General features: G+C 71.7%; 16 protein-coding genes and 1 riboswitch. Of the genes, 9 read left to right on the top strand and 7 right to left on the bottom strand.

The genetic code is table 11. From position 1 onward, the window contains the following. Window positions 1–96: 96 nt before the first annotated feature. Window positions 97–1035: a M56 family metallopeptidase gene (locus ACFYZB_RS29910; RefSeq protein ID WP_351211235.1), complete on the bottom strand. Its 939-nt coding sequence runs from the start codon at window positions 1033–1035 to the stop codon at window positions 97–99. Between the two features lie 515 nt (window positions 1036–1550). After that, complete coding sequence (gene fahA / locus ACFYZB_RS29905) at window positions 1551–2768, bottom strand: fumarylacetoacetase (protein WP_351211233.1); 1218 nt, start codon at window positions 2766–2768, stop codon at window positions 1551–1553. A gap of 305 nt (window positions 2769–3073) precedes the next feature. On the opposite strand from fahA, the gene ACFYZB_RS29900 reads away from it, so the two are divergent. The 3 genes from ACFYZB_RS29900 to ACFYZB_RS29890 all read left to right on the top strand — a co-directional run bounded on the left by ACFYZB_RS29900 (window position 3074) and on the right by ACFYZB_RS29890 (window position 6488). Beyond that, entirely contained in the window at window positions 3074–4318 is a 1245-nt protein-coding gene (locus ACFYZB_RS29900) for an ATP-grasp domain-containing protein (RefSeq protein ID WP_388764133.1), read from the top strand. 49 nt (window positions 4319–4367) lie between these two features. Then, the gene (locus ACFYZB_RS29895; protein WP_388763934.1) at window positions 4368–5570 is read left to right on the top strand and encodes an FAD-dependent oxidoreductase; all 1203 of its coding nucleotides are present in this window, start codon (window positions 4368–4370) and stop codon (window positions 5568–5570) included. A 105-nt stretch (window positions 5571–5675) separates the two neighbouring features. Next, window positions 5676–6488 (top strand): HAD family hydrolase, encoded by an 813-nt coding sequence (locus ACFYZB_RS29890; protein ID WP_388763933.1) that lies wholly within the window; start codon window positions 5676–5678, stop codon window positions 6486–6488. 112 nt (window positions 6489–6600) lie between these two features. Here ACFYZB_RS29890 and ACFYZB_RS29885 read toward each other — a convergent pair whose 3' ends face one another. Further along, window positions 6601–7095: a transglycosylase SLT domain-containing protein gene (locus ACFYZB_RS29885; protein ID WP_351211227.1), complete on the bottom strand. Its 495-nt coding sequence runs from the start codon at window positions 7093–7095 to the stop codon at window positions 6601–6603. Window positions 7096–7099: 4 nt separating this feature from the next. Then, window positions 7100–7282: riboswitch (cyclic di-AMP (ydaO/yuaA leader) on the bottom strand. A gap of 521 nt (window positions 7283–7803) precedes the next feature. Here ACFYZB_RS29885 and ACFYZB_RS29880 point away from each other — a divergent pair. The 4 genes from ACFYZB_RS29880 to ACFYZB_RS29865 all read left to right on the top strand — a co-directional run bounded on the left by ACFYZB_RS29880 (window position 7804) and on the right by ACFYZB_RS29865 (window position 12430). After that, the gene (locus ACFYZB_RS29880; protein WP_351211225.1) at window positions 7804–8814 is read left to right on the top strand and encodes a polyprenyl synthetase family protein; all 1011 of its coding nucleotides are present in this window, start codon (window positions 7804–7806) and stop codon (window positions 8812–8814) included. A gap of 444 nt (window positions 8815–9258) precedes the next feature. Further along, window positions 9259–10458: an outer membrane lipoprotein carrier protein LolA gene (locus ACFYZB_RS29875; protein ID WP_388763930.1), complete on the top strand. Its 1200-nt coding sequence runs from the start codon at window positions 9259–9261 to the stop codon at window positions 10456–10458. A 69-nt stretch (window positions 10459–10527) separates the two neighbouring features. Then, a complete protein-coding gene (locus ACFYZB_RS29870; protein ID WP_388763929.1) occupies window positions 10528–11550 on the top strand; it encodes an ATP-binding cassette domain-containing protein in 1023 nt (340 codons plus the stop codon). After that, window positions 11537–12430 (top strand): ABC transporter permease, encoded by an 894-nt coding sequence (locus ACFYZB_RS29865; RefSeq protein ID WP_388763928.1) that lies wholly within the window; start codon window positions 11537–11539, stop codon window positions 12428–12430. Before ACFYZB_RS29870 ends, ACFYZB_RS29865 begins: the two co-directional genes overlap by 14 nt. A 2-nt stretch (window positions 12431–12432) precedes the next feature. Here the strand turns inward: ACFYZB_RS29865 and ACFYZB_RS29860 are convergent, their stop codons facing one another. Then, entirely contained in the window at window positions 12433–13026 is a 594-nt protein-coding gene (locus tag ACFYZB_RS29860) for a flavodoxin family protein (protein ID WP_388763927.1), read from the bottom strand. A gap of 196 nt (window positions 13027–13222) precedes the next feature. On the opposite strand from ACFYZB_RS29860, the gene ACFYZB_RS29855 reads away from it, so the two are divergent. After that, the gene (locus ACFYZB_RS29855; protein WP_388763925.1) at window positions 13223–14386 is read left to right on the top strand and encodes a hypothetical protein; all 1164 of its coding nucleotides are present in this window, start codon (window positions 13223–13225) and stop codon (window positions 14384–14386) included. 120 nt (window positions 14387–14506) lie between these two features. Here ACFYZB_RS29855 and ACFYZB_RS29850 read toward each other — a convergent pair whose 3' ends face one another. The 3 genes from ACFYZB_RS29850 to ACFYZB_RS29840 all read right to left on the bottom strand — a co-directional run bounded on the left by ACFYZB_RS29850 (window position 14507) and on the right by ACFYZB_RS29840 (window position 17043). Further along, a complete protein-coding gene (locus ACFYZB_RS29850; protein ID WP_388763924.1) occupies window positions 14507–14974 on the bottom strand; it encodes a VOC family protein in 468 nt (155 codons plus the stop codon). A 152-nt stretch (window positions 14975–15126) separates the two neighbouring features. Beyond that, complete coding sequence (gene rarD / locus ACFYZB_RS29845; RefSeq protein WP_388763922.1) at window positions 15127–16077, bottom strand: EamA family transporter RarD; 951 nt, start codon at window positions 16075–16077, stop codon at window positions 15127–15129. A gap of 111 nt (window positions 16078–16188) precedes the next feature. Continuing rightward, a complete protein-coding gene (locus ACFYZB_RS29840) occupies window positions 16189–17043 on the bottom strand; it encodes an SDR family oxidoreductase (RefSeq protein WP_388763921.1) in 855 nt (284 codons plus the stop codon). Window positions 17044–17145: 102 nt separating this feature from the next. On the opposite strand from ACFYZB_RS29840, the gene ACFYZB_RS29835 reads away from it, so the two are divergent. Continuing rightward, window positions 17146–17550: a winged helix-turn-helix transcriptional regulator gene (locus ACFYZB_RS29835; RefSeq protein ID WP_388763919.1), complete on the top strand. Its 405-nt coding sequence runs from the start codon at window positions 17146–17148 to the stop codon at window positions 17548–17550. The last annotated feature ends 106 nt before the right edge of the window (window positions 17551–17656 follow it).

Here is a 17656-nt window from a genome sequence, read left to right as displayed (position 1 = left end):
TGCCGAAGTGTTGCGCCAGGTGAGGGGGCGTCGAATACGCCGCGCACCTGCGGATTTGCCTCGCGGTCCGGGAAGATCTGCCACCCGGTGAGCCGGTCAGGACAGTGCCGTCAGACCCGGCGCGAACGTGATCAGCAGGGGCAGCAGCGGCACCAGGGCCGCCACCGTCGTCGTCAGGGCCCGGTGCCGGCGCAGCAGCCGTGGCGGCGGTTCCAGCAGCCGGTCCACGCGTTCGCCGAGCAGGCGGCGGCTGGAGTCGCAGGACAGGACGCCCCGGTGCTGGTTCAGCTCGATGAGAGCGAGGGCCGTGGTGAGGTGACCGCAGCGCCGGGACGCCGTGTCGTCGGCGGCCAGCTCGACCAGGCGGTGCGTCTGGTCGCAGAAGTGAGCGAACAGGGGCACGCGCGGGAAGCCCGTGGCGAGTGCGGTGGACAGGTGCAGCAGCCAGTCGTGGTGGGCACGCGCGTGCCCGCGCTCGTGGGTGAGGACGGCGTCCAGCTGGTGGTCGGTCAGCCGGTGCAGCGCGCCGGTGGTGACGACCAGCTGCGGCGGGTGTCCGGGCATCCACCAGGCGTCCGGGTACTCGTCCTCCAGCACCAGCATCGGGCCGCGTGCCGCCGGCAGTCCGGCCGGCAGGTCGGGGGCGCGCTCCCGCAGCTGGGCGCGGGTCTGGCCACGGCGGCGGCGGGCCTCGGCGAGTTCCCGCGCCAGCATCGCCGTCGTCCAGGCGGCGCCGCAGGCCAGCAGCACGGTGAGGGCGGTGGCCCATACCGGCGACGAGGAGAGGTCGTAGGCGGCGGTGACGGAGGGCGGCGCGGGGGCGAACACGCGGTCGCGGACGGTGTGGAAGACGGCCGCGGCGCCCAGGACCAGTGCGGCCAGGCAGCACAGCAGGACGGTGGCGACCAGGCACTGCCACACCCACAACGCGACCACGGGATCCCGCTCGGGCCAGGCGGCACGGGTCAGCGCACGCGGCGCCGGCAGGGCGGCCGTCAGGGCGACGACGCTCAGCAGGAGCAGGCAGACGGTCATGCCGGGGCTCCGGTTCCTGGTCGGAGAGTTGCGCGGGTGTCGGGTGATGCGGTGGTGCGGGGCGATGCGCCGAGGGCGCCTCGCGTGGTGCGTGCCCGCCCAGTATGACGGTGCCGGGCGGCGAGAGTCAGGTCTCGGCACTGATCGATCGCGTGGTTGAAGCTGCCCGTTCTCCCCCTCGTCCGGCCGGACGGAAGCCTTGCGGCTCCCGCTCCGACAAGGCCTGCCCCACCGCCTCGAGCATGTCGTCCGCTCCGGGCCCAGGACCAGTTGTCGGCCATAAAGTCCTGGATACGTCCTTGAGTTCGGCGTCTTGCTGCGGCGTGGGGGGCCACGTGCGTTCCCGCGCCGCACCGGGTCCGCATCAGGGACGCCGTGGCCGGTCGTGTCGGCCCGGACTGCGGCCCGTTCACCGGCCCGCCCTCGGTCCGTCCGGCGGAGGCGTCCCGCGCGGGGCGAGCAGATGGTGCTCGCCCCAGCGGGACTTGTGTCGGCCCCCGGTTGCAGGGCGTCGCTCAGCCCGTCACAACCCGTCCGCTGACCTCCCCCAGCCCGACCCGGCGCCCGTCCCCGCCGGGGGCCCAGGCCGACAGGGTCACCACGTCGCCGTCTTCCAGGAAGGCCCGCTTGCCCTCCGGGAGCTCGAGGGGATCACGTCCGTTCCAGGTCAGCTCCAGCAGGGAGCCGCGCTGACGCTCCTCCGGGCCGCTCACCGTGCCCGAGCCGTACAGGTCGCCGGTGCGCAGCGAGGCACCGTTCACCGTCATGTGGGCGAGCTGCTGGGCGGCGGTCCAGTACATGGTCGAAAAGGGCGGCTCGGAGACCACATGTCCGTTGATGGCGATGGAGATCCGCAGGTCGTAGCCGCCGGGCTCGATGCCGGGTGCCGAGTCGTCCAGGTAGGGCAGCAGTGGGTGCGTGCGCTCCGGAGGCGCCACGCGCGCGTGCTCCAGCGCTTCCAGCGGGGTGATCCACGCCGACACCGAGGTCGCGAAGGACTTGCCGAGGAAGGGGCCGAGGGGGACGTACTCCCAGGCCTGGATGTCCCGCGCGGACCAGTCGTTCAGCAGACACAGCCCGAAGACGTGCTCGCGGAAGTCGCCGAGTGCGACCGGTGTGCCCAGCGCGGACGGCACGCCCACGACGAAACCGACCTCTGCCTCGATGTCCAGCCGGACCGAAGGGCCGAAGACGGGTGCCGGGTCGGCCGGGGACCTGCGCTGTCCGGAGGGCCGTACGACGTCCGTGCCCGACACGACGACGGTGCCGGAGCGGCCGTGGTAGCCGATCGGCAGGTGCTTCCAGTTCGGGGTGAGGGAGTCCTCGGCGTCGGGGCGGAAGATCTGGCCGACGTTGCGGGCGTGGTTCTCCGAGGCGTAGAAGTCGACGTAGTCCGCCACCTCGAAGGGCAGGTGGAGGGTCACCTCGGACAGGGGGTGGAACAGCGGCTCGACGGCCTCGTGGTGCGCGGGGTCGGTGATCCAGGCCGTGATGGCGCGCCGTACCTCTGTCCAGGCCGGGCGGCCGGCGGACAGCAGTGCGTTGAGGGTGGGCCGTGCGAGCAGCGCGTGGTGCGGCGAGCCGAGGGCGGCGGCCGCGGCGCCCGCGTCGAGGACCTGGTCCCCGAGCCGGACGCCGACCCTCCGCTCCGTGCTGCCGGAGGGCGAGAACACGCCATAGGGAAGGTTGTGCGGGCCGAAGGGGTCGCCCTCGGGGACGTCGAAGGGGGGCATGGGGTGCTGCCTCACTCTCATCCGGGCCGTGCATGGCGCTCGTTCCATGTGATCGGGCCACACGTTACGGCCGCGATGCGTGTCTTGGGCAGACCCTCCTGCGGCACTCGCCACGGTGTCCGAAAGATGTGTGTCGCGTTACCTTCGAAAGGTTGCTCGCACCCTGTCTAAAGAGTTCGCAATGTCCGAATAGGCCTTGTCGGAGGCGGCAATTCCGGCTTAGCGTCCTTTGGGGACACGGACGGGGTGGGTCCGTTCCGTTGGGGGGACACGTGGGGGGACCCGTGGCCGGAGACACCGTCGGTGTGCCGTTCGAGGCGGACCGGGACGTACCAGGACTGATCGTCAAGTTCGGCGACTATCCGCTGCACCACGGCGGCGTCGGCGCGATCCGCAGCCTGGGTCGGCTCGGTGTGCCCATGTACGCCATCACCGAGGACGCCTACACGCCCGCGGCCTCCTCCCGTTATCTCAAGAAGGCCTTCGTGTGGCCGACGACCGGCGCGGAGGACCCGGGTCACCTGGTCGATGGCCTGCTGCGGATCGGGCGCCGTATCGGCCGCCCCGCCGTCCTCGTCCCGACCGACGAGGAGGCCGCCGTACTGATCGCCGAGCACCAGGACGAGCTGGCCGGTTCCTTTCTCTTCCCGCGCGTCGACCCCGCGCTGCCGCGCCGGCTCGCCAGCAAGCAGGGCCTGCACGAACTGTGCGTGGAGCACGGCATCGCAAGTCCCGCGTCGGCATTCCCGGAGTCGTACGACGACATCGTCTCCTTCGCCGACACGGCCCGCTTCCCGGTGGTGGCCAAGAACCGGGAGGCGTTCGTCCGGCGCACACGGCCCGCCGTGGGCGGCACCACGCGGATCGCCACCCGCGAGGGCCTGCTCGCCCTCGCCCGCGACTGGGGCCCGCGGCCGGGGGTGATCCTCCAGGAGTACCTGCCGCGCGAGGACGCCGAGGACTGGATCGTGCACGCCTGCTTCGACCAGGACGCAAGCCCCGTCGCGATGTTCACCGGCGTCAAGGTCCGCTCCTGGCCGCCGCACGCCGGCATGACGGCGAACGCGTACGTCGTCGACAACCCGGAACTCACCGACCTCGCCGCGCGTTTCATCAAACAGATCGGCTACAGCGGCATCATCGACCTCGACCTGCGCTTCGACCGGCGCGACGGACAATACAAGCTCCTCGACTTCAACCCGCGCATGGGCGCACAGTTCCGGCTCTTCGAGAACGAGTCGGGCGTGGACGTTGTACGCGCGATGCATCTGAACCTGACCGGCCGCCCCGTTCCGGAGGGGGAACAGCGCGCCGGCCACCGTTACATCGTGGAGAACATCGACCTTCCCGCCCTCCTCGCCTACCGCCGCAGCGGCTATACGACGCCGCACGCGCCGGCCACGGCGAGCGGGACGGAGCTGGCCTGGCTCGCGGGTGACGACCCGCTGCCGTTCCTCACGATGCTCGCCCGCTTCGTGCGTCCGGGCGCGAAGCACCTCTATCAGCTGTGGCGGACCAACCGCCGCGGCAGCAGCACCTCCACGAAGTAGGCAGAGCCACGCAAAGAGTGGCGCGCACCATGTCCTGGGGAGGGACTTCGTGACTCGACCGGTTGCAGTCATCGGGGCCGGGCCGTTCGGCCTGTCCACCGCCGCCCATCTGCGGGCGCGCGGCATCCCCGTCCGCGTCTTCGGTGACCCCATGGTCAGCTGGCGCGACCACATGCCCGAGGGCATGCTCCTGAAGTCCACGCCCGCTGCCTCGAACCTCGACTGCCCGCAGCCCGGCCACACCCTCGCCGACTACTGCGACGCGGCCGGGATCCGCCGCCTGGTGGCCGACGAGGACATCATCCCGGTGGAGACGTTCACCGCCTACGGCGAGTGGTTCCGGCAGCAGCTGGTCCCCGGCCTGGAGCAGGTGCGGGTCGTCTCCGTGGACCGCGACAAGAGCGGCGGATTCGAGCTGAAGCTGGACTCGGGGGAGATGTTCACCGCGCGCGCGGTCGTCGTCGCCACGGGTCTGTCGGGCCTCGCGTACCTGCCGGCGGAGCTCGCGGCAGCCGCGGCCGACGGACCGGCGCCCACCGGGCCGGTCTCGCACAGCTCGCAGCACCACGACCTGAGCCGGTTCGCCGGCAAGGAGCTCATCGTGGTCGGCGCCGGCCAGTCCGCTCTGGAGACGGCGACGCTCGCCGCCGAGGCGGGGGCACGCGTGCGTGTCGTCGCGCGCGGCCGCGGCCGGGTCGCCTTCGGCGCGCCGCCCTGGGAGCAGCCGAAGCTGCGCCCGGAGTCCCCGTTCGGCCGCGCCTGGTCGCTGTGGGCGTTCAGCTACTACCCGCACCCCTACCGCTATCTGCCCGAGGCCACCCGCCACTTCCTGGTCCGCCGGGTCCTCGGACCGCTCGGTGCCTGGTGGCTGCGCGCGCGCTTCGAGAGCGCCGTGCAGGTGCAGGACGTCGAGCGGGTGATGGGCGCCGAGGCACCGGACGGCGGCCCCGTCCTCACCGTCCGCACCCACGGCGGGCACACCGAGCGGCTCACAGCCGACCACGTCATCGCCGCCACCGGTTACCGCGTCGACATCGCGGCCATGGGCTTCCTCGGCCACGAACTGCGCACCCGGCTCGCGGTGAGCCGGGGCACGCCCAGGCTCGGCCCCGGCTTCGTCTCGTCCGTCCCCGGCCTGTACTTCACCGGCCTGCCGGCGGCGTCGTCGTACGGCCCGGTGATGCGTTTCGTCTGTGGCACGGAGTTCGCCTCACCGCGCCTGACCAAACACCTGGCGGCCGCTCACGGCTGACGGGGTCAACGAGGTGCGGGCGGGCCCCACTTGAGGCTGATCAGCACGTAAGTGCGCAGGACGACAAGATGAGTCGGCGGGGCCCGGTATCCGTATTCTCTGATCATGGCAGCCTCCCCCGCGTATGCACTGATCGCCACCGACCTGGACGGAACGCTGCTGCGCGGCGACGACACCGTCTCCGACCGGTCGCTCGCCGCGCTCGCGCGGGTGGCGCGGGCCGGCGCCCGGCACCTGGTGGTGACGGGCCGCCCGGCCCCGCGGGTACGGCAGCTCCTTGCGCACCTCGGCTGCACGGGGCTCGCGGTGTGCGGGCAGGGCGCGCAGGTCTACGACGCCGGGACCGGCCGTCTGCTGTGGTCGGTCCGGCTGGACCGGGAGCTGGCCGAGACCGCGCTCGGCAAGATCGAGGCCGAGGTGGGGCAGGTGTACGCGGCCGTCGACCAGGACGGGGTGGACGGGCTCACGCTCATCGAGCCCGGGTACCGGATGCCGCATCCGACCCTGCCGGCGGTCCGGGTCGGCCGGCGCGACGAGCTGTGGTGCGCGCCGATCAGCAAGGTGCTGCTGCGCCATGCGGCCCTGTCCGACGACGAGTTGGCTGCCATCGCGCGCGCGGTGGTGGGCTCCCTGGCCACGGTCACCATGTCGGGGCCGGGGACCGTGGAGCTCCAGCCGTCGGGGGTGACCAAGGCGACCGGTCTCGCGCTGGCCGCCGAGCGGCTCGGGATCGCGGCGGAGGAGGCGCTGGCGTTCGGCGACATGCCCAACGACATCCCGATGTTCGACTGGGCCGGACGCGGCGTCGCCATGGCCGACGCGCATCCCGAACTCAAGGCGGTGGCCGACGAGATCACGCTGTCGAACGAGGACGACGGCATCGCCGTCGTCCTCGAAAGACTGTTCCCGACCGACTGACCGGCACATCAGTAGGCGACCGCCCGCGGGAGGCGCGACGGCCGCCCGGGGTGCCCTCCGTCAGGTGTGGGCACACGCCGGGCGGCCGATGCCGTGCCGGTCAGCGGGACTGTCAGTACGCGCTGAACACGTTGTCGATCGACCCGTACCGCGCGGCGGCGTAGTTGCAGGCCGCGGTGATGTTGGCGACCGGGTCGTACGGGTTGAAGGCGGTTCCGGCCACGTGGTACGCGTTGAAGGTCGGGTCGATCACCTGGAGCAGGCCCTTGGACGGGATGCCCTTGGCGGCGTTGGAGTCCCAGAGGTTGATGGCGTACGGGTTGCCGGACGACTCCCGCATGACATTGCGGTAAATGCCGTTGTAGGAGCCGGGGATGCCCTTCTGGGCCATGATCGCGAGGGACTCGCGGATCCAGCCGTCGAGGTTGTTCGGGTACCCGGCCGGGGTGGTGGAGGCCGTCTTGGTGGTCGTGACGGTGGCCGCGGAGGCGCTGGTGGCGCCGATGAGCGGCAGGGCGAGGACGGCGGCACCGGTGCCGGCGACGGCGAGGACGCGGGCGAGACGGTTGGCGCGGGGGCGGCGGTGGTGCTGAGCGGCAGCAGGCATGGGGAAGTCCTCTCCGTCGCCTGCGAGGTGAGCTGTCGGGTTCGGGCGGGGAGGTGCCCGGCCGTGCCTTCGCGAGAAGGCATGGCTTCACCCCGAGCCGTCCCGGTGCGGCGTGTGCCGACCGGTCCGGCGGACTTACCTGGGTCCCCCGCTCCTGCCGTACGAATGAGTTCGTCGATGGGTCACGCGGGCGGCGGCAGGATTCGGCGTCCGCCCGACGGCCCGGAACGTATGCGAGAGCACATGTCGGGAACAAGTGGTGGATTCACACAATGCACGATTTGACCTTGGTCTGTGCCGTATGTGGTACTTGATCCTTTGCGTTTGCCAACCCTCAACTCGCGGATGGGTCAAGGGGGGAAGGTGGCCTGACGGGCCTCGGTGCCGGAGGTGGCACGTGACCCAACTCACGAAATAACAAAGTATTTCAAATCGGGCATGAGGGATTCGGGCGGCTCGGGCGGGTGAGGGAACCTGTGGCGGAAGCCGCGGCGGGACCAAAGTGCGTGTATTCCTATTAAGTCGATAAATGTCCGTTCTTATCACTTGATCAAAAACATACCGGCCGTGATCCGATACCGCCCGGGCTGGACCGGTGGGCGCTATCGGTGATCGAAACAGGACCGGATACGCTGACTTGAGTGAGGGCAGCGACCTATCGACAAACCGTGTAATCGCCAGCAGACACCAGCAGACAGGAGACCCCTCGTGACCGTCGTCGGGCCGTTCGGGCTGAGCGTGCGGGACCAGGCTCTGGAAGCCGATGTCCAGGCCGGATTGGCGGCTGTCGAGGAAGGCTTGCTCGAGGCCACCAAGAGCGAGGTCCCGTTCATCACGGAGGCCGCGCAGCACCTCGTACGAGCCGGCGGGAAGCGGTTCCGGCCGCTGCTCGTGATGCTCGCGGCCCAGTTCGGCGACCCCTACGCGCCGGGCATCGTGCCCTCCGCCGTGGTCGTGGAGCTGACCCACCTCGCCACGCTGTACCACGACGACGTCATGGACGAGGCGGCCGTGCGGCGCGGCGTGGACAGCGCCAACACCCGCTGGGGGAACTCCGTCGCGGTCCTCACCGGCGACTTCCTCTTCGCCCGCGCCTCCCAGATCCTCGCCGACCTCGGTCCCGAGGCGGTCCGGGTGCAGGCTCTCGCCTTCGAGCGGCTGGTCACCGGCCAGATCCTGGAGACCGCCGGTCCCTCCGACGGCCGTGACCCGGTCGAGCACTACCTGGACGTGCTCGGCGGCAAGACGGGCTCGCTGGTGGCCGTGTCGTGCCGGTTCGGCGCGATGATGTCCGGCGCCGACGAGACGGTCGTCGACGTGCTCACCCAGTACGGAGAGCGGCTCGGGGTCGCCTTCCAGCTCGCCGACGACGTCCTCGACATCGCCTCCGACTCGCACGAGTCCGGCAAGACCCCGGGCACCGACCTGCGCGAGGGCATCCCCACCCTGCCCGTGCTCCGGCTGCGCGAGCGCGCCGCCCGCCTCGGCCTGGCCGAGGACATCGCGCTGTGCGAGCTGCTCGACTCCGACCTCGGCGACGACGCCCGGCACGCCGAGGCGCTGGCCGCGCTGCGCGCCCACCCCGCGCTGGAGCAGGCCCGCCGGGACACCGTCCGGTACGCGGAGGAGGCCCGTGCCGCGCTGGCGCCGCTGCGGGAGTGCGACGCCAAGGCCGCGCTGATGGAGTTGTGCGACGCGGTGGTGCACCGCGCCGGCTGACCCCGGAGCCCGCCACCCCCACGCCACACCGTGCGGAGCTCCGGCCGCACGACCTGGCACAGTGTCGGCACGGCTCCGGCCGTCCGCCGCGCCGGGCCCGTCACACGGCGGCCGGGACGGGCCCGTACACCCCGTACGACCAGCGCGATCCGTGCATCCGTACGGCCCGTGTTGCCCGCATGCCCCGTGCGTCCGTACGGCCTCGTCGGGCCCGTACGGCCCCTCCGTTCCGGTGAGACCCCTACGGGTCGGCGGAGTCCTGGCCCCTACGTGTCATACCGCAGGCGTACGCGGAGTTGGCTCCGTGGTCTGACGCTTCCTCATGGCTGATTTGGTGAGATGGAAACCAGGGAAATCACCACTCCTCACCGATTCGGGTGAGAATGGCGGCTCTGGTGGACCAGCGTGAGAACAGCCGCCGCCGACGACGGAGGTAAGGCACACATGGCACCGTACGAATCCGACGACGCAGTGGACGCCGCGCGGGACGAGGAGCGGCACGCCGGACGCCGCAGGGCGGCCCGCTACGCGGTCCCGGTCGCCGTGGTGGGGGTCGCGGCGGCCACGATCGGTCTGGTCCCGGCGCTCGCCGCCTCCGGTGACCCGGACCTGCCCAGGATCACGGCACAGCAGCTCATCGAGAAGATCGCCAAGTCGGACGTGCAGCAGCTGTCCGGCACCGTCCGTATCGACACCGACCTCGGCCTGCCCAACCTCGGCGGCCTGGAGAACAACCTCGCCTCCGGCGCCGTCAAGGGCTCCGGCGACGGTTCCTCCGCCGACCCGCGGTCCCAGCTCACCTCGCTGGTCTCCGGCACGCACACGCTGCGCGTCGCCGCCGACGGCCCCGAGAAGCAGAAGCTGTCGCTGCTGGAGAGCGGCTCCGAGTACAGCCTCATCCACAACGGCAAGAACGTGTGGGGCTACGACAGCAAGACCAACGAGGTCTACCACAGCACCTCGGCCGACTCCGGCAGGGAGCACAGGGCCGAGCCCCCGGCCACGCCGAAGGACTTCGCCGACCAGGCGCTGAAGTCGGTGGACGACACGACGTCCGTCACCGTCGACGGCACCGAGCGGGTCGCCGGCCGGGACGCCTACAAGCTGCTGATCAAGCCCAGGCAGTCCGGCACCACGGTCGGCGCCGTCAGCATCGCCGTCGACGCGAAGACGGGTACGCCGCTGAAGTTCACTCTGACGCCGAAGAGCGGCGGCGCCGCCGTCCTCGACGTGGGCTTCACCCAGGTCTCCTTCGCCGAGCCGGCCGCCTCCACGTTCGCCTTCACCCCGCCCAAGGGCGCGAAGGTGACGGAGGAGAAGAAGGACGACGCGGCCAGGAAGCGCGCGCCCGGATCCGGCGAGGACTTCGCCAAGGGCATGAACGGCGCGAACGTGCTCGGCAAGGGCTGGACGTCCATCGCCACCTTCGACACCGGTACCAAGGGCGGCCTGCCGACCGGCTCCCGGGGCGGTGACCTCGGCGGCTTCCTCGGCTCGCTCGGTGACAAGGTCTCCGGCAAGTTCGGCAAGGGCACGGTGTTCTCCACCCGCCTGGTCAACGCGCTGATCACCGACGACGGCAAGGTGTACGCCGGCGCGGTGACGAAGGACGCCCTGGTGAAGGCGGCGAACACGGGAAAGTGACCCCGTCCGGGCACTACGGACCGTGATCGTGCGTTCACCCTTCACGGAGGTACGAATCGAGGGGGGCCGATGGACGGACCGTCCGCCACGGAGCGGGAGGCGGGGGACGCAGAGGAGCGTGCCCCGGGGCAGGCGGAGGCGCGTCCCCCGGGGCAGGCGGAGGCGAGCGTCATCGCCGCCCGCGGCCTCACCAAGCGCTACCGCGGCGGACAGCTCGCCGTCGACGGCCTCGACCTGACCGTCCCGGCGGGCAGCGTCTTCGGCTTCCTCGGCCCGAACGGCTCGGGCAAGACCACCACCATCCGCATGCTGATGGGCCTGATCGAGCCCACGGCGGGCACGGCTCACGTGCTGGGCCGCCCGATGCCCCGGGCGGCCCGGTCCGTCCTCCCCCAGGTCGGCGCGCTCATCGAGGGCCCCGCGCTGTACGGCTTCCTCTCCGGCCGGGACAACCTCCTGCGCTACGACGCCGCCGACCCGACCGCCGACCCCCGTACCCGGCGCGCCCGCGTCGCCGCCGCCCTGGACCGGGTGGGCCTCGCGGCCGCCGCCGGCAAGAAGGCGAAGGCCTACTCGCTGGGCATGAGACAGCGCCTCGGTCTGGCCGCCGCGCTGCTCCAGCCGCGCCGGCTGCTCGTCCTGGACGAGCCCACCAACGGCCTCGATCCGCAGGGCATGCGCGAGATCCGCACCCTGATCCGGGAGCTGGCCGCCGACGGCACGACCGTGTTCCTCTCCTCCCACCTCCTCGACGAGATCGAGCAGGTCTGCACCCACGCGGCGGTCATGGCGCGGGGCCGGCTCATCACCCAGGGCGCGGTGGCCGACCTGGCGGCCGGGGCGCGCGGCAGGCTGGTGGTGACCACGCCGGATCCGGCCGAGGCGGCCCGGGTGCTGAAGGAACAGGGCGTCGGCGACGTCAACGCCGACGGCGACCGGGTCACCGGCGAACCGCCCGCACGAGACCTCGCCGAAGTGAACGCGGCCCTGGTCGAGGCGGGGATCCGGGTCCGGGGGTTCACGGTCGAACGGGCCTCGCTGGAGGACGCGTTCGTGGCGCTGACGGGGGAGGGCTTCGATGTCGCGGGCTGAGATGGTCCCCGTGTCCGGCACCGCGGCCTCGGTGCGTCGGCGGAACCCCCTGTGGACGTTCGGGCTGCTGCGCAGCGAACTCGTCACGACCCTGCGCCGCTGGCGCACGCTCGCCCTGCTCGGGGTGCTGGCCGCCGTGCCGGTGCTGGTCGGGATCGTGGTGAAGATCCAGACGCAGGGCGGCCGCACGGTGGATCACAGCGGCCAGGGCCCGGCGTTCATGACACAGATCACCAACAACGGCCTGTTCCTGGTGTTCACGGCACTGGCCGCGACCCTGCCCTTCTTCCTGCCGATGGCCGTCGGGGTGGTCGCGGGCGACGCGATAGCGGGCGAGGCCGGCGCGGGCACCCTGCGCTATCTGCTGGTCGCCCCGGCGGGCCGTACCCGGCTGCTGCTCACCAAGTACACGACGGTGATGGCCTTCTGCCTGCTGGCCACGCTGGTCGTGGCCGCCTCGGCGCTGATCGTGGGCGCGCTGCTCTTCCCACTGGGCGACCTGACGACGATATCCGGCACCCGGATCAGCTTCACCGAGGGCCTCGGCCGGGCCCTGCTGATCGCCCTGGTGGTCGCCGCCTCACTGGTCGGCATGGCGGCGCTCGGCCTGTTCGTGTCGACGCTCACGAACAGCGGCATCGCCGCGATGGCGACGACCGTCGGCATACTCATCACGGTCCAGATACTCGACCAGATACCCCAGTTGGACACGGTTCGGCCGTACCTCTTCTCGCACTACTGGCTGTCCTTCGCCGACCTCGTGCGCGACCCCGTCTACTGGGACGACCTGGTGAAGAACCTCGGCCTCCAGGCGCTGTACGCGGCCGTGTTCGGCTCGGCGGCGTGGGCGCGGTTCACGACGAAGGACATCAGCGCGTAGGGCTAGCCGGCGGACGTCTCGTACGGGAAGCGCGCGAAGGGCGGGTCCTGCGCGAAGAAGGTCTTCGCGCGTGCCAGCGCGTCGGTGTCCTTCAGCACGTCACCCGGGGCACTGCCGTTGCCCAGCAGGACTCCGCCGAACCGCATCCCCATGTAGGCGGCCGAGTTGTTGAGCGTCCCGGTGTAGGGGTCGGCGACCGACGTGTCGTCATGGGCGAGCGCGGCGATGCCCCAGAGCGTGCGCCCGGCCAGGGTCGCCTTGAAGTCGACGCCCGGGGTGCGCAGCCAGCCCGACCAGTGGTCCAGGTAGCGCTTGGTGAGGCCGGACACCGAGTACCAGTACAGCGGAGAGGCGATCACGATGTCGGTGGCCGCGAGGGTGGCGCCCAGCAGCAGACCGGTCGGGCTGTCCGACGGCGGCCGTACGTGGTCGTCTTCGTGCCGCAGGTCCACGAAGTCGGGCAGCGGGTGCTCGGCCAGGCGGATCCAGCGCTGTTCGACGTCACCGGACAGTTGCTCGGCCGCCGCGCGGGCCAGCAGTTCGGTGTTGCCCTCGGCGCGGGCGCTGCCCAGGACGAAGAGAAAACGACGGTTCATGGGTCCCCCGTGGGCGTGCTGTCGTGCGGGCGGATAAAGACGTATGCATTTTATGCACATGCAAGCAACATGCGCCAGGGTGCGGCTGGTGCGATGCTGTGACGCTGCGGTGACGCGGAAACCGAAGGCAGCCGACACACTGGTCCGCAGGACGCGTACGACCGGATCGCGGCGCCGGGGGAGTGAGGGAAAACCGATGTCTCGAGTCAGCTTCGAGAAGAAGCGGGCGCAGCAGCCCGTGACGCATCCGGCGGTGGTACCGGTCCGGGTGTACGGCGCGGGGGGCGCGTCGGTCGGCGGGACGTCGGTGGTGGCGGCGCCGGGCGAGGAGATCCAGCAGGCCGTCCTCAACCACCTCCAGCGCCTGGCCATCAGCCTCGGCGCCCCGATACGCGCCACGATTCACGACGACCGCGCGCGCTGCGTGGTTCCCCTGGAGGTCTCGGCGGACGGCTCCAGCCGGGTCACCGGGCAGGCCGTACGGGTGGCCGGGCCGGCGAAGTCGGAAGCGGTGGGCGCCGCTTCACCGGGTCGGCCGACCGCGGCGGGCGTGACCTCCCAGGTGGCCGTCGGCCGACAGGCGGTTGCCGGTGCACAGGGAGCCGAGATTCCGCAGGCAGCCGCCATGCCGCAGGCTTCCGTGCCTTCGCCGCAGGGCGTACGGGACCTGCCCCCGGTGAAGCAGCAGGCGCCCGTGCCGGCCGCAGCCGTACAGGCGCCGACGGGACAGTTCGGCCCCGCGCCGGTCATGTCGGTCGCGGAGGCTCCGGCGCCCGTCGCCTACGTCCCCGAGCCTGAGCCCGCCTCCACGGCCGCCCCCACCCCGGCCCGGGGATTCGACGCCGTCGCCGAGGAGGTGCTCGGCGACGCACCCGTGACCGAGACCGCGGAGGGGGCCGAGCTGCTCACCGGGCAGATGACGCGGATCAACGAGGCCGTGCGGGCCGGCCGTATCGAGGCAGCGGCGCAGCTCGCCGACCGTACGGTCGCCGAGGCGTCCACCGTGCTGGGACCCCGTCATGCCGAGGTGCTGCACCTGCGCGAACTGTCGGCCTACATCGCCTACTTGGGAGGCGACCCGGTCGGCGCCTGCCGGCAGTCCCTGGACCTCGCCCGGCTGCGCCGGCAGGCGCGGGACGCGGAGGCCGCGTACGGCAACGTGCAGAGCGCGGCGACCGCGTGGCGCGCGGTGCGCGAGCCCGAGGAGGGCCTGCGGCTGGGCCGCGACCTCATCGAGCTGTGGGCGGACCTCACCACCGAGCCGGGCCCCGCCGCCGACGACCCCCGCCCCCTGGAGTCCGCCCGCGCCCGCATGGTCCGCCTGACCGACCGAGCGGCCCGCGCCGCCCAGGCCTCATGAGCGCCCAAGCCTGACCACCGCAACGGCCTGCCGCCCCGCCCCCGGACCCGATGACCGTACCGGCCCGGCAATCGCGAGACCCGACGACCGGCCACGCCCGAACCGGCCCCGGCGACAGCCCTACTGCACGCAGAACTCGTTGCCCTCCGGGTCCGCCATCACCACCCACTCACCGGAGGGCTCCTTCACCTCGCGCAGCACCCGCGCGCCCAGCCCCCGCAGCCGGGCCACCTCGTCCGCGCGCTGTCCGGCCCCGGCGTGCAGGTCGAGGTGGAGCCGGTTCTTGACGGTCTTCGGCTCCGGCACGCGCTGGAACAGCAGCCGCCGCCCGAGCCCGGTGCCGGTCTGAGGGTCGTACGGGTCGTCGGGGTGCCGTACGGCGATCAGGTCACGGAAGGCGGGTCGGCCGTGGTACTCGACCGTGGCCTCGCCGGGCAGCGCGCCGAGGGACAGCAGCCGTTCGATCAGGGCGCCGTTGTCCTCGGCCGTGTAGTGCAGCGCGGCGGCCCAGAAGTCGGCCTGGGCGTGCGGGTCGGCCGCGTCGATGACGAGCTTCCAGTGCAGTGGTGCGGGTGTCTGCGTCGGCATGGTCGTCACTTATAGCGCGTGGCACTGACAACGGCCGGACCCGCAGCCGCACCACGGCCCACGGCAGAGGGTCACGACAGCGGCCGCCATGCCTCGCACGTCGGCCACGGCAGCGGCCGTCAGGCGCCGCCCGCTGCCGACGACCAGGGCCGTCAGGCCTCCACCGCGGTCGATTCCGTCCGTTCGCCGCGCGCCACCACCAGCGATGCCCGGGCCCGGCGCGCGGAGCGCAGCGCGTCGCCGGTGAGCAGCATCAGCGCCAGCCAGACCAGCGCGAACCCGGCCCAGCGCTCGGGCGGCATGGCCTCGTGGAAGTAGAGGATGCCGAGCAGGAACTGGAAGACGGGCGCCAGGTACTGCAGCAGGCCCAGCGTGGACAGGGGTACGCGGATCGCCGCCGCGCCGAAGCAGACCAGGGGCAGCGCGGTGACCAGGCCGGTGGAGGCGAGGAGGGCCGCGTGCCCGGTCCCGTCGTTCAGGAAACTGGCCTTTCCGTGCGCGCCGAGCCAGAGCAGATAGCCGAGCGCGGGCAGGAACTGGATCGCGGTCTCGGCGGCCAGCGACTCCAGGCCACCGAGGGCGACCTTCTTCTTGACCAGGCCGTAGGTGGCGAAGGAGAACGCGAGGACGAGCGAGATCCACGGGGGACGGCCATAGCCGACGGTCAGGACGACGACGGCGGCGAGGCCGGTCGCGACCGCCGCCCACTGCACGGGCCGCAGTCGCTCCTTCAGCAGCAGCACGCCCATCGCGATGGTCACCAGCGGGTTGATGAAGTACCCGAGGGAGGCCTCGACGACATGGCCGGAGTTCACCGACCAGATGTAGACGCCCCAGTTCACGGTGATGACGGCGGCGGCCACGGCGATGAGCCCGAGCCGGCGGGGCTGGCGCAGCAACTGCCCGGCCCACGCCCAGCGCCGTACGAAGAGCAGGGAGACGGCGACGACGACCAGGGACCACACCATGCGGTGGGCGAGGATCTCCAAGGCTCCGGCGGGCTTCAGCAGCGGCCAGAACAGGGGCACCAGGCCCCACATGCCGTAGGCCGCGAAGCCGTTCAGCAGGCCTATCCGGTGCTCACCCTTGGACTTCCCGGCCACGGGCCCCTCCCTCTCACATCAAGCACGCGAGAACGAAGGTAGCGCCGAACGCCCCGGATGTCATGGCCGTATCGCCATACGGTCATGACATCCGGAGGGTTGCCGGAACGCTCAGTCCTTGAGCGCGGCGGTGACCGCCTCCGCCAGCGGGGTGGTGGGACGGCCGATCAGCCGCGACAGGTCCCCGGAGGAGACCACCAGCTCGCCCTTCTCGATCGAGGCGTCCACGCCGGCCAGGATCCCGGCGAGCGGCCCGGGCAGCCCGGCACCGGTCAGGATGCCGGCGAAGGCCTCGACGGAGACGGCGTTGTAGGCGATCTCCTTGCCGGTCTGCCGGCTCAGCTCGGCCGCGTACCCGGCGAAGCCCCACGCCTCGTCGCCGCCCAGCTCGTACGTCGTGTTCTCGTGGCCCTCGCCGGTCAGCACCGCCACCGCGGCGGCGGCGTAGTCGGCGCGGGCGGCCGAGGAGACCCGGCCGTCGCCGGCGGCCTGGACGACCGCGCCGTGCTCCAGCACCGGGGCCAGGTTCTCGGTGTAGTTCTCGTGGTACCAGCCGTTGCGCAGCAGCGTGTACGGCAGGCCGGAGGCGAGCAGCACCTCCTCCGTCGCCCGGTGGTCGTCCGCGAGCGCGGCCGTCAGGCTGCCCGGGGCGCTGGTGTAGGCGAGCAGTGCCACACCCGCGGCCTTCGCGGCGTCGATGACGACCCGGTGCTGCTGCACCCTGCCCTTGTCGAACTCGTTGCCGGAGATCAGCAGGACCTTGTCACCGGCGGCGAACAGGCCGTCGAAGGTCTCGGGCGTGTTGTAGTCGGCGACCGCGAGCTTCACCCCGCGGGCCGCGAAATCGGCGGCCTTGGTCTCGTCGCGTACCACGGCGGTGATCTCCTCCGCGGGAACCTTCTCCAGCAGCTGCTCCACGACGTGCCGGCCGAGGTGTCCGGTGGCTCCGGTGACGACGATGCTCATGGTTCAGAACTCCTTGTGGGATGCCGTGTCTCTGCGTATGACACTCACCCTAGGAGGGGCGCTAACCAAGCGAAAGTACCCACTTTGAAGTAAGGTACGCGCATGTCGGTAAGTGCATGGAAGAGCGACGGCGAGGCCATGTGCCCCCACCGCCTGGTCCTGGAGCACGTCACCAGCCGCTGGGGCGTGCTGGTGCTGATCCAGCTCCTCGACCGCCCGTATCGCTTCAGCGAACTGCGCCGGGCGATCACCGGCCTCGGCGGGCGCGGCGTCAGCGAGAAGATGCTCACCCAGACCCTCCAGACCCTGGAGCGCGACGGCCTCGTCCACCGGGACGCCAAACCCGTCATCCCGCCGCGCGTCGACTACTCCCTGACCGGGCTGGGCCGCGAGGCGGCCGAGCAGGTGCGCGCACTGGCCCAGTGGACCGAGCGGCGCATGGACGACGTGCTCGGCGCGCGCCGGGCATACGACGAGGCCCGGGACGTCCGGTCCCGGGCCTCGTGAGGGAACAGCAGGTCAGCCGATGACGGTCCAGGTGTCGCCGCCGGCGAGGAGTGCGGCGAGGTCGCCCTTGCCCTTCTGCTCGATCGCGGTGTCCAGTTGGTCGGCC

This window comes from Streptomyces sp. NPDC001852 (genome assembly GCF_042891825.1).
Lineage (GTDB): Bacteria > Actinomycetota > Actinomycetes > Streptomycetales > Streptomycetaceae > Streptomyces.
The sequence above is the reverse complement of the archived record's forward strand: the minus strand, read 5'-3'. Positions and strand labels throughout refer to the sequence as shown.